The sequence below is a fragment of the Prevotella denticola genome, assembly GCF_900454835.1.
GTDB lineage: Bacteria > Bacteroidota > Bacteroidia > Bacteroidales > Bacteroidaceae > Prevotella > Prevotella denticola.
The window spans coordinates 1,876,939-1,889,872 of sequence record NZ_UGTM01000001.1 but is presented as its reverse complement, the minus strand read 5'-3'; the positions used below and the strand labels follow the sequence as shown (position 1 = coordinate 1,889,872).

6 protein-coding genes are annotated in these 12,934 nt (G+C 53.7%); 4 read left to right on the top strand and 2 right to left on the bottom strand.

All coding sequences use genetic code 11. The features are described from left to right. Positions 1–76 precede the first annotated feature (76 nt). Complete coding sequence (locus DYH27_RS07870; protein ID WP_004354068.1) at positions 77–1,786, bottom strand: Na/Pi cotransporter family protein; 1,710 nt, start codon at positions 1,784–1,786, stop codon at positions 77–79. Positions 1,787–1,898: 112 nt separating this feature from the next. On the opposite strand from DYH27_RS07870, the gene DYH27_RS07865 reads away from it, so the two are divergent. Both DYH27_RS07865 and DYH27_RS07860 read left to right on the top strand, forming a co-directional pair. Continuing rightward, on the top strand, positions 1,899–3,566 hold the full coding sequence (locus tag DYH27_RS07865) for a nucleoside kinase (RefSeq protein WP_029216437.1): 1,668 nt from the start codon (positions 1,899–1,901) through the stop codon (positions 3,564–3,566). A 266-nt stretch (positions 3,567–3,832) separates the two neighbouring features. Then, complete coding sequence (locus DYH27_RS07860; RefSeq protein ID WP_029216438.1) at positions 3,833–6,313, top strand: DUF4982 domain-containing protein; 2,481 nt, start codon at positions 3,833–3,835, stop codon at positions 6,311–6,313. A gap of 105 nt (positions 6,314–6,418) precedes the next feature. Here DYH27_RS07860 and DYH27_RS07855 read toward each other — a convergent pair whose 3' ends face one another. Then, on the bottom strand, positions 6,419–8,596 hold the full coding sequence (locus DYH27_RS07855) for an outer membrane beta-barrel family protein (RefSeq protein WP_025067065.1): 2,178 nt from the start codon (positions 8,594–8,596) through the stop codon (positions 6,419–6,421). 274 nt (positions 8,597–8,870) lie between these two features. On the opposite strand from DYH27_RS07855, the gene DYH27_RS07850 reads away from it, so the two are divergent. Together DYH27_RS07850 and DYH27_RS07845 are read left to right on the top strand one after the other, a co-directional pair. Next, entirely contained in the window at positions 8,871–10,382 is a 1,512-nt protein-coding gene (locus DYH27_RS07850) for a GH3 auxin-responsive promoter family protein (protein WP_025067066.1), read from the top strand. A 193-nt stretch (positions 10,383–10,575) separates the two neighbouring features. Continuing rightward, the gene (locus tag DYH27_RS07845; protein ID WP_029216439.1) at positions 10,576–12,744 is read left to right on the top strand and encodes an Ig-like domain-containing protein; all 2,169 of its coding nucleotides are present in this window, start codon (positions 10,576–10,578) and stop codon (positions 12,742–12,744) included. Positions 12,745–12,934 lie beyond the last annotated feature (190 nt).

The following is a 12,934-nucleotide window of genomic DNA, read 5'->3' as shown; positions in this document are numbered from 1 at the left end:
AGCCCTCGTCATCCTGAAGGAAAACGAGGGCTTTTGTCTTGCATGATGTGTCTTTAGATAAAGTGCGGTCGCTTGCTCATGCTTCCTGCTGGCGTACTCCCATACGGGCCTCGACGACGTTGACGACATAGTCGCCCAGCTTCTCACACTCCTGGATGATGTCCATGTACATCGTGCCGATGGCGTATGTGTACTTGTGGTCGTTGACGTCGTTGATGTTCTGCGAGCGCAGCTGGTTGCGGTAGTTGTTGATTTCGTTCTCGATGTTGAACGAACGGTTCACGTCGTTGTCCTGTCGGTGACCGACAAGAATCCGGTTCATCTGTGTCAGGGCATCATCCGTCAGTTCGAACATCTGGTGCATGTGGTCATACTGCTCCTCAGTGAAGTCTTCCTTGCCGCGGATGCGCCGGCTCTCAGTACGGGCAATGTTGTAGCAGGCGTCACCGATGCTCTCCAGTTCGGAAATCTCGCGGAGCATGGATCGTACCTTGTCTTTCGTCTCATCGCTCAGATGGGCGTTGGAGACCTGGTCGAGGTACTTCGCAATCTCAATCTCCATGTTGTCCGAGATGCCCTCGTACTTCTCAATACGCGTGAAGAGCTTGTTGAACTTCTCCGTATCGCGCTCGCCGAGAAGCTCGCGTACCATGCCGAACATACGCTGGATGCGTTCGGCGAACGACTTTATCTCCTTGGAAGCCTCCAGCACAGATAGCTCCGGGGTCTTCATGATGCCCGCCTGTATGAAGTGCAGACGGAATTCGTCCTCGTCTTTGTTGGCCTTCGGCTTGATGATCTTGCAGACGAGCTTCTCCAGGTACTTGATAGGTCCGACGAGGATGAGCGTGTTCGTGACATTGAACGTCGTATGGAAGGCGGCCAGTACGAAGCTCAGCTTGGCGGCGTTGGCGGCAAAGCCGGCGGCGGTCTTCGGCATATCGACATCGTAGCCTACCCAGCTGCAGACCATGTTGATGAAAGGATGGAAGACGCACAGCACCCAGATGACGCCGAAGACGTTGAACACCATGTGCGCCATCGCCGCCCGCCGGGCCTGTGTGTTGGCAGTCAGTGCAGCGAGGTTCGACGTGACCGTCGTACCGATGTTCTCGCCCAGTACCAGTGCGATGCCCTGGTAAATCGGCAGCACGCCGGTGGAACAGAGAATCATCGTGATGGCCATGATGGCGGCAGAACTCTGCACGCACATTGTCAGAATACTGCCGATGAGCAGGAACACTATCGTCGTGAAGAAACTTCTGGGATCGAACTGGCTGAAGAAGTCGAGCACAGCCTGGTTGTGTGCCAGGTCCATGTCGATGCCCGCCTGGCGCAGTGTTCCCAGTCCGAGGAACATGAACGAGACGCCGAAGAGGAAGTCGCCGATGAGCTTGCGTTTCTTGGAGTAGATCAGGACTATGCCGATAAAGAAGGCCGGCCACACAAAGTCGGTGATGTTGAACGAGAAGCCGGCCGACATGATCCATGCCGTCAGTGTCGTGCCGATGTTGGCACCCATGATGACCGAGATGGCCTGTACCAGCGTCAGCAGTCCGGCGTTCACGAAGCTGACCGTCATCACCGTTGTCGCCGTCGACGACTGCACGGCGGCCGTGATGAACGTTCCCGTAAGGATTCCTGTAAAGCGGTTAGTAGTCATTGCACCAAGGACGTGGCGCAGCTGTGGACCTGCCATTTTCTGCAGGCTCTCGCTCATTGCCTTCATACCGAACATCAGCAGTGCCAATGCGCCAATGAGCTTAAAAAAAATCCAAATCGACATATAATTTTTTAATTTGTGACGTCTATTCTTTGGAAATCTGCAAAACTTTGGCTAATTTTACCCTCCGTTTACAAAACGGACCTTTTGTCCACCGACAACCGTTCAATCAATCATGATGATGAAACAAGTACTGCAAATCCGCTGCAAAAATAACAAAAAAAGTCTGAAAGTCCCAATCGGAAGTACACTTTCTGACATTTACAAGGAAAATAATCTCCAGATGACTTTCGGTCCCGTGAGTGCCAAAGTGAACAACAAGGTGGAGGGACTGCACTACCGTGTCTACCACAACAAGGACGTGGAATACCTCGACCTGCACGCGCCCTCGGGCATCCGTACCTACACCCGTTCGCTGTTTCTCGTGCTGTGCAAGGCCGTACACGACCTCTATCCGGGCAGCAGCGTGGTGATCGACATCCCTGTCTCGAACGGCTACTACTGCAATCTGAAGCTCGGACACGCCGTTACGCCCGACGACGTGCGCCGCATCCGCACCCGTATGCAGGAAATCATCGATGCCCGCCTGCCCATACAGCGTTTTGAGACCACGACGGAAGAAGCCGTCGAAATGTTCAACCGTCTCGGCGACGGGCAGAAAGCAAAGCTGCTGCGCAGCAGCGGCACGCTCTATTCGGTCTATTACGTGCTCGACGACTACAAGGACTATTACTACGGTTCGATGCTCACGAATACCGCACAGATCCACCTCTTCGGCCTGGAACCTTACTTCGACGGTGTCCTCTTGCGCATCCCTTCCGCACAGGATCCCTCCAGGCTGGGCGAACTGATACGCCAGGACAAGATGTTCGAGGTGTTCAAGGAGCATCACCGCTGGCAGGGCATCCTCGGCATCAAGACCGTAGGCGATTTCAACGAAGCCGTGAAGAAGGGATTTTCCACCGACCTCATCAACGTCAGCGAGGCACTGCAGGAAAAGAAGATATCGCAGATCGCCGACACGATTGCCGGCAGGAAAGAGACAAAAGTCGTGCTCATCGCCGGACCTTCCTCCAGCGGCAAGACGACCTTCTGCAAGCGGCTCTCCGTGCAGCTCCTTGCCAGCGGCGTGAAGCCCGTGCAGATTTCGCTGGACGACTACTTCGTACATCGTGAGGACACACCGAAGGACGAGAACGGAGAACTCGACTACGAGAGCATCCATGCACTGAACATCCCGCTCATCAACGAGCAGTTCAATGCCCTCTTCCGGGGCGAGGAAGTGGAACTGCCGAAGTATAACTTCCAAACAGGAATGAGCGAGAAGAGCGGGAAAAAGCTGCATCTGGACGAGAACAACGTGCTCGTCGTGGAGGGCATCCACGGCCTCAATCCCCTGCTGACAGCACAGATTCCCGATGAAAAGAAGTTCAAGATCTATGCTTCCGCCCTCACCACCATCCTCCTGGACGACCATAATTATATCCCGACAACCGACAACCGCCTCCTGCGGCGCATCGTACGCGACTACAAATACCGTGGCTGTTCGGCACAGGAGACCATCCACAGGTGGCCCAGTGTGCGTGCCGGCGAGAACAAATGGATATTCCCCTATCAGGAACAGGCCGATGTAATGTTCAATACGGCCATGCTCTTCGAGCTGGCCGTCATCAAGCCGCAGGCCGAGGAGGTGCTGGAACAGGTGCCCGAAAACTGCGAGGAGTATGCCGAAGCCTACCGGCTGCGCAAGTTCCTCAAGTATTTCTCTCCCCTGCCCTTCCGTGCCCTTCCGCCGACATCGCTGCTGCGAGAGTTCCTCGGAGGCAGTTCGTTCAAGTACTGAGCCGGCATTCCTGAAACAGACTTTCCGTGTGGGATGTATGGGGAATACGTCCTGAGAACATCTGTTTACAGGTCCCCGATGTCAGGAAACAACACAATGACGCTCGCATCCAGTTGTCGGGAATGCCGTTCCCAGGCGTTGGGAACATGGGTCCCGGACGTTGGGAACACTCTTCCCGACCGGTTGGGAACAGGATTCCCGATGGCAGTGACGTGGGGACAGGGATGCCGGGAAAATGAAAACAGCAGACAAATACACTTTAAACAATGAAGACAAGTATACTCTTTACCTTATCATTCATCTTCTGTCATGTCACAGCCGGCATCGCACAGGTACGGGTCATCAACCTGAAGACCTGGAACTTCTCACGTGACAGTCTCCACTGGCAGGCCGTGGACATCCCCCACGACTGGGCCATCAGCGGCCCTTTCGACAAGAAATGGGATCTGCAGCGTGTAGCCATAGCCCAGAACGGCGAGAAGCAGGCTACGGAGAAGTCGGGACGCAGCGGCGCGCTGCCCTGGATCGGCGAGGGATGGTACAGCTTCCGGCTGACGTTCGGCGACCGTAAGGACTTCTCCCATGCCTATCTCTGTTTTGACGGTGCCATGTCGGAACCTGTCGTCTATGTCAACGGAAAGGAGGCGGGACGCTGGGCGTATGGCTATAACGCCTTCCGCGTTGACGCGACAAAATATCTGCGGAAGGGTGAAAACAACATCGTCGTCCACCTCAACAACCGTGAGGAAAGTTCACGCTGGTATCCCGGGGCAGGACTTTACCGCCCGGTGAAACTCGTCCTTACCTCCGAGCTGCGTATTGACCCGTGGAATGTCTATCTGCGTACGATCCGGCTGGATGCCGGCGGTGCCACGCTTTCCGTTGACGCAAAGGTCGACGGATGGGACGGGAGACAGAAGCTGGTGGCGGTCGCTGTCAGCACTGTCTCCGGACGTTTTGAAAAGATTCCCCTTACCGTGAATCCCCAGACAGGCATGGCGCATGGCGAGCTGAACTGGAAGAAGGGAAGGTACACTGCATGGACACCGGAGCATCCCGTCCTCATTCCGTTCACGATCTATGCCCTTGACGGAGATGTGCTGACGGCTCTTTACACGACGAAGACGGCAGTCCGCACGGTTTCCGTCTCCCGTGAAAAGGGCTTCCAGCTGAATGGCGTGACGCGGAAGATCAAGGGGGTCTGCCTCCATCATGACCTCGGACCGCTCGGTGCGGCAGAGAACAAGACGGCCCTGATACGCCGGATAAAGCGCATGAAGGACATGGGGGCGGATGCCATCCGCACGGCACACAATATGCCTTCGGAACTCCTGATGCAGCTCTGCGACTCGCTGGGAATGATGGTGATGGCGGAGAGCTTCGATATGTGGGTCTATCCCAAGTGCAGGAACGGCTATGCACGGTTCTTCAACGAATGGGCCGACAAGGACATGGAGGCCCTTGTGAGGCATCATCGCAACCACCCAAGCATCATCATGTGGAGCATCGGCAATGAGATTCCGGAGCAGTGGAGCGAGGAGGGACGGCAGATCGCCGGACGGCTGCAGGCCGTCTGCCACCGGCTGGACCCGTCGCGCCCTGTCACCCAGGGGATGGACAGGGCAGAGGATGCCCTGAAGTCGGGTTTTGCACAGGTGATGGACGTGCCGGGCTTTAACTACCGTGTCTACAAATACAACCGGAACGTGGCACAGCTGCCCAAAGGGTTTCTCCTGGGGTCGGAGACGGCCTCGACGGTATCAAGCCGTGGGGTGTACAAGCTGCCTGTCCGATGGGGAGTGGCGGAGGCCGACAGCGACGGACAGGTAACAGGCTACGACACGCAATGGTGCTCGTGGAGCAACCTGCCGGAGGAGGACTTCATCGCCATGGAGGACCTGCCCTACACCATCGGACAGTTCGTATGGACAGGAGAGGACTATCTTGGCGAACCGACACCATACGATGAATACTGGCCCAGCCGCAGCAGCTACTTCGGAGCCTGCGACCTGGCCGGCCTGCCCAAGGACCGCTACTATCTCTACCGGTCGGTATGGAACACGAAAGAACCGACGCTGCACCTTCTGCCCCACTGGACGTGGAACGGACGCGAGGGGCAGAAGGTGCCCGTCTTCTGCTATACCAGCTACCCTGAAGCCGAGCTTTTCGTCAATGGGAGGTCGCAGGGACGCCGCCGCAAGGCGGGGAAAGCGGTGCAGGGAGAAGCCGCCGCCGGGCATGCCGCCACACCGGAAGAGGCCCGGAGGCGTGCAGGACGCTACCGTCTGATGTGGGACAACGTGGTTTATGAGCCTGGAGAACTGAAGGTCGTGGCATACGACAGACAGGGTCGCAAGGTCGGTTCGACGGCTGTCTATACCGCCGGTAAGCCCGAGCAGCTGCTCCTTACCTGTGACAATACGGTGGAAGGCCTTCCCTGTGACGGCCTTGCCTACGTCACCGTGACGATGCTTGACGGGAAAGGAGTCCCTGTGCCTGACGCTGATGACGAGCTTTCCTTCTCCGTGTCAGGTGCAGGCAGCTTCAAGGCGGTCTGCAATGGCGACCCTACATCATTGGAGTCGTTCGCTGAACCGCACATGAAACTCTTTCATGGCAAACTGGTTGTCATCATTGAAAGGACTGCGGGGAAAGGGGATGTCACATTGACCGTACACGACAGAAAGTGCGACATCAGTAAGCGGATTACCCTCTGCGGTACCGGCAATGGGGCGAAAGGGGATTGACGGCAGTACATCATGGAAAGGCCATGAGCCGGAGGGCGATGCTGCCGGCTCATGGCCTCCCGCTGGTCGGGAATGGCGTTTTTGGCGGGAAAGAGGGTAGGGGATTCACTTCTTCACGCCACCCACCAGGTCGTCGTTTTCGATGCTTCGGTCGGCTTTCTTCACGCTGGCCTTCAGCTTGCCGAAGTTCCATGAGAGACGGATACCGAAGCATCGGGGTTTCATTACAGCACGTTCAAAACCTGTATAATCACCTTGAACGGTACGATAGGTAGTTGGTTTTTCTTTGATGAAAGGCGACTCGGCTGATAGAGATACTGTCAGCTTGTCCTTGAGAAAGCGGCGTGTCAAGGTGAAATCATAGTAGAACCAGTGCCCCTCAATGGCATACGGATTGTAAACTCTGTTGCCGTATTCACCTCCAAGACTGGTCGTCAACGTCAGTTTCCAGGGTATTTTCTGCTCCCAGTCAAAGTAGATACCACCACCGCATCCGCTGTTCTTGATGTAAGGTGTGGGCAAGGTGATGTGTGCATAACGCATCGAGGCGTTGAGTGTAAATGTCGTTCCGGTGAAAGGAGTCCATTCTGTGTAGGATGAAATACCGAAGACTTTGCTTTTCAATACGTTCTGATAAGTGGACACATTTCTGCGGTTCTGCTCATAAAAGATGTGAGCGATACCGTTGTTGGTAAAAGAATAGTAGGGATTAAACTGGACAGTGAGTTTTGATGTCACCAGCATATATTCCATTTGCAGCTTTTGGTTACGGCTGCTTCCTAAGTCTGCATTACCAAAGGACAGCGAAGTGGGCGTGCTGATTACAGCCGGATTGAGATAGCTGATGCCCGGTCGGTTGATGCTGGTATTGTAGCTTAATTTCAGCGTCTGTCCGTCATTGATTTTGTATTGTATGCTTGCTGACGGTACCCAGTCATTGAGATGAGCGTGGAAATCAGTATTACTGCCATCGGGATAGGTGGCTTTCATGTGGGTATATTCATATCTTAAGCCCGCACGAGCCGACCATTTACCAGCGGTGAGGATATAAGACAAGTAAGCAGCTGCTACCTGTGCGTTATGCCTGAACCTGTTTTCCATATCAGGTGTTGTACCCTGATAGTCCATCAATGACGTGCTGTTGTTGTGTCGGAGAATGTATTTCGTTCCGCTTTCCAGCTTGTGGTGTTTGCCAAAGGGCCGTACATAGTCAATCTGGAACGTATGTTCTGTGAAGCGTTCACGGCTGTTTTGGTCATAACTCGTATAATCGGCAGGGAAGTTTGTCATATTGCTATATGTCTGACGGAATGTGGTGTGCTGTCGTGTAGCAGCCAGCATATAAGAGAGTGTAAGCGTTTCTCCTTCTAAGCGGGTCTTGTGTTGATAATCAAAACGTCCTCCAAGATTAAGATAGGAGTAGCCCGGTGTGGTTACATCCGAATCGAATTTATAAATCAATCGATTGTTTCTGTCCCATCGTTCAGTCGTGCTTTGTGTGTTGGCATCGGCTTTATAGCCGAAGAAATTGGTGGATGCTGTTAATAGGTTGAGGGAATCAATTTCGTAACTGGCACTGATATTGCCGAAATGTATCTTTGCCCCCGTGCTGTTCTTGCCATATTCATGTGTGTGTTCGCCGGTCTTTACGTAGTCGTAGGCCTCATCCCGATCATTTTCTGTCTGTTTCTTGTTTTGGTCTGCGTAGTTATAATTGACAGCCGTTGTGAGCTTTCCGGCTTGTGTGGTCAGGTAGGCCCCGACTCTTGTAGAGCCATTCGTGTCTGCACCTGCATTTACATTGCCCGATACCCCTTGTAGTCTTGAGCTGCCCAACATGACGATGTTGAGGATCGCCGTGGTTCCCTCGGCATCATACTTGGCTCCGGGATCGGTGATTACCTCTATTCTCTTGATGGTGGAAGCGGGTATTGCCTTCAGGATATCCTTGAGGTTCTGTCCTGAAAGGCTGGGGTCGGGGTGTCCGTTCTTGTAAACCTTGAAACTGGCAGAGCCTTGGATTTTGATGTTTTCCTGCCCGTCAACAGTGACAAGCGGTATTTTCTTGAGTATTTCCAAGGTTGTTTTGGTCTGTGCAGTCTTGTCGTGCTGCACGTCATACGTCAGCTTGTCAATATCATTCTTGATAAGCTGACGCCTTTGCGTTACGATGACTTCCTCCATCTTATGTGTCTCGGTAGAGTCGGTCCGGGCCACGTTCTGTGCCGGCAGAGATGCTGCTGCAAGGCTGACGGCGAGGGTTAGCAGGGCTTTCTTTCGCATGGTAAACCGTTTCTCGTTATTAGTCGTATAGTCTGCAAAGTTAGTTTTTTTTTCGATACGACCAACTTTTCCGTAAAAAAACTTTCCCATACGGCAGCATGAGGGAGAGCTTGCAGTGCGACGGCACTGTGCGGCCGTGTCTCTCTTGTCGCTTTTGGCAGATGGAGAAACGCCTTTTCCGAAGGCCTTGAATGCTGTGTTAAAATATAGAAAAAGCCTGTACTTTTGGCTTTTTTGGCGTACTTTTGCAATTTAAACAACCAGAGAAAATTGAATGAGTCTTACTGATATAGTAAACAAACTGTACTTCCAGCCGCGCCGTAAGGAGCTTGAGCGATACGGTAAGGAGGGAGAGACTATCCAGCGGGAAGTCATGGAATACCTCGTAGAACGGGCGAAAGACACCGAATACGGACGGAAACATCTGTTCTCGACAATCAGGACCTATGATGATTTCGTACAGAACATTCCGGTCAATACCTACGAAGAACTGAAGGGCGACATCGACCGTATGCGCCACGGAGAACGCAATGTGCTCTGGCCGGGGACGGTGAGATGGTACGCCAAGTCGTCGGGTACGACCAATGACAAGAGCAAGTTCATCCCGGTTTCCCACGAGGGATTGCAGACCATTCACTACCAGGGCGGGAAGGATGTGATTGCCTATTATCTCGGCAATCATCCGGAGAGCCGGCTCTTCAATGGCAAGAGCCTTATCCTTGGGGGAAGCCATTCTCCGAACTACAACCTGCCCAATTCGCTTGTCGGTGACCTGAGTGCCATTCTCATCGAGAACATCAACCCGCTTGCCAACCTGTGCCGGGTCCCGAAGAAGGAGACCGCCTTGCTGAGCGACTTCGAGGTGAAACGCGACCGTATCGCACGGGAAACGCTGAGGCAGAACGTGACCAACATATCAGGCGTGCCGTCGTGGATGCTGTCCGTACTGGTACGTGTGATGGAACTGAGCGGCAAGCAGCATCTGGAGGAGGTATGGCCCAATCTGGAGGTGTTCTTCCATGGCGGCATCGCCTTCACACCTTACCGGGAGCAATACCAGCAGCTCATCACCAAGCCGGACATGAACTACATGGAGACTTACAACGCCTCCGAAGGCTTCTTCGGCATACAGGACGACCCGGCGGACAGCAGTCTGTCGCTCATGATAGACTATGGTGTGTTTTACGAGTTCCTGCCCATGGACGAGTTCGGCAGCGAACACCCGAACATTGTTCCATTGTCCGGCGTGGAGACAGGACGCAACTATGCCATGCTCATCAGCACCTCCTGCGGATTGTGGCGTTATGAAATCGGCGACACGGTTCAGTTTACTTCGACCCATCCTTATAAGTTCATCATCACCGGAAGGACAAAGTACTTCATCAATGCTTTCGGTGAAGAGCTGATCATGGACAATGCCGAAAAGGGCCTCGAGGCGGCCTGCAAGGCCACCGGGGCACAGATTTCCGACTATACGGCAGCACCTATCTATATGGATGCGAAGGCAAAATGCCGCCATCAGTGGCTCATAGAGTTCGCCAAGGCACCGGAGTCTCTGGAGCAGTTTGCCGCTGTCCTCGATGCGAAACTCCAGGAGATTAACTCCGACTATGAGGCAAAGCGTTTCCACAACGTCACCCTCCAGCCGCTGGAAATCATAGTTGCACGCAAGGACCTCTTCAACGACTGGCTAAAGACAAAGGGAAAACTCGGCGGTCAGCACAAGATTCCCCGACTCTCCAACAGCCGCACAAACCTTGAAGAGCTGCTGAGCATGAACCAATGAAAAGTAAAAAAGTAAAAGGGTAAAAAGGTAAAAGTTTCCCCTTTGAAGGCAAGGAGGTAAAGGGGTAAAAAGGTAAAGGTCTCCCCTTTGAAGACAAGGAGGTAAAAGGGTAAAAAGGTAAAAGTCCCCCCCTTTGAAGGCAAGGAGGTAAAAGGGTAAAAAGGCAAAAACTCTTTGAAGCGGACAGGCTTTGATGGGGAATAAAATAGACAAGGTAAATCGTAAAATCAGCGATATGAAGAAGATGAAACAGAGATATTGCCCGGAAGACAGGGATGGAAAGGAGGACTTTTCAGCCAGGATCAGCCATGCTCTTCCTGTCAGGATCAGCCATTGCCTTTCAGCGGTTTACCGGCCGACGCTTGTACCTTCTTACCTTTTTATCCTTTTACTTTTCCTCCTTGCTTCCTGTGCCAAGATGGGACAGCCCGATGGCGGCTGGTACGACGAGACGCCACCCAGAGTGCTCGGGGCATCTCCTGCCGAGCGTGCTACCGATGTGAACAGCAGGAAGGTGAGCATCTACTTCGACGAGTTCATCAAGCTGGAGAACGCCTCTGAGAAGGTCGTCGTGTCGCCGCCGCAGCTGGAAGCACCTGAAATCAAGGCCACCGGGAAGCAGATTACAGTAAGCCTGCAGGACAAGCTGCAGCCGAACACTACTTACACCATTGACTTCTCGGATGCCATCTCCGACAACAACGAGGGAAACCCGTTGGGAAACTATACCTACAGCTTCTCCACCGGCGACCATATCGACACGCTCGAAGTGGCGGGCTACGTGCTTGATGCCGAGAACCTGGAACCCATCAAGGGCATTCTCGTGGGCCTTTACAGCAACCAGAACGACACGGCTTTCCTGAAACAGCCCATGCTGCGTGTCTCGCGTACCGACAGCCGGGGCCACTTCGTCATACGGGGTGTTGCCAAGGGAGACTACCGCATCTATGCGCTGCAGGATGCTGACGGCAATTACAGGTACAACCAGAAGAGTGAACGGATCGCCTTCACGCCCGAAGTCATCATGCCTTCCTGGAAACCAGACATACGGCAGGACACGCTCTGGACCGATACGCTGCATATCAAGGACATCAGGCAGACGCCTTATACACATTTCTTTCCGGACGATGTGGTGCTGAACGCCTTTACTGCCACGCAGACCGACCGCTTCTTCCTGAAGGCTGAACGCAAGGAAGCCAATCACTTCACACTCTTTTTCAGCTATGGCGATGCCGACCTGCCGCAGATAAAGGGCCTCAATTTCAATGCCAGGGATGCCTTCGTCACGGAACCCAGTCTGAACCAGGACACCGTCACCTACTGGCTCCGTGACACCGCCCTTGTCAACCAGGACACGCTGCGTATGCAGATTACTTACAATACGACCGACAGTATGGGAGGGCTTGTTCCGAAGAACGACACGTTGGAGGTGCTCTCGAAGATTCCATACGCCCGTCGTCTGAAGCGTCGGCAGGAGGAATACGACAAGTGGAAGAAGAAACAGGAGAAGGCCAGGGAACGGGGGAAAAGCTATGAGACGGAGATGCCCGCAGCACCCTTGGAGGTGAAGTTCGATGTCCCTTCGCAAATGGACCCTGACCAGAACCCGACGTTTGAAGTGTCTTCTCCGATAGAAAAGACCGATACGGCCAGGATTCATCTCTACGAAAAGATTGATACCCTGTGGTATCGGGCGAAGTATCAGTTCGGTGCTGAGCCTGGCAGACCGCGTTCCCTGAAACTTATCAGTACGTGGGATCCGGGACATGAATACAGTCTTGAGGTGGATTCTGCTGCCTTTACAGACATCTACGGAAGGGTTTCCGGGAAGTACAAACAGGGTATTCGCATTCCTTCCATAGACGAGTACGGCACGCTGGTGATGACCTTGCAGGGCATGGCGGGCAGGAACTGCCTGCTGCAGCTGCTCAACGAAAGCGACAGACCCGTAAAAGAAGTGAATGCCAAAGACGGAAAAGCGACTTTCCACTATGTCAGGCCCGGCAGCTATTATCTCCGTCTTATTGTCGACGACAACGACAATGGCAGATGGGACACGGGCGACTATGCCACACAGCGGCAGCCTGAAGCCGTTTACTATTACCCGAAAGTCATCGAGTGCAAGGCAAAACGCGATGTGCAGGGAACGTGGAATCCGCATCTGCTTCCGCTCTTCCAACAGAAGCCCGGAGCTATAACGAAGCAGAAAGCCGACACGCAGCGCAAGGCTAAAAGCCGTAATCTGGAACGTGCCCGGAGCCTTGGAATTCCCTTTCCCGGTGAAACCGTCCAGACAGGAAAGCAGAAGGTGAAAAAAGCAAAGCGCAAGACATCTGGAAAAGCAATGACAGACAGAGGATAGCGCGTCACGTTCTTCAGACGGTCGCAGGTCCTCCCTGCATAAAAACACCCCCGTCAGTCCGTTTCCGCAACAAGGATTCGGACGGGCAGGGGTGCTCTGTTCAGGCAGGTCTTGAGTACTGTTTTTGTCGTGTTTTCTCCTTTCGGGCAGTGTCACACAGCAGTCCAAATGGAATTCTTTTCATGAAGAT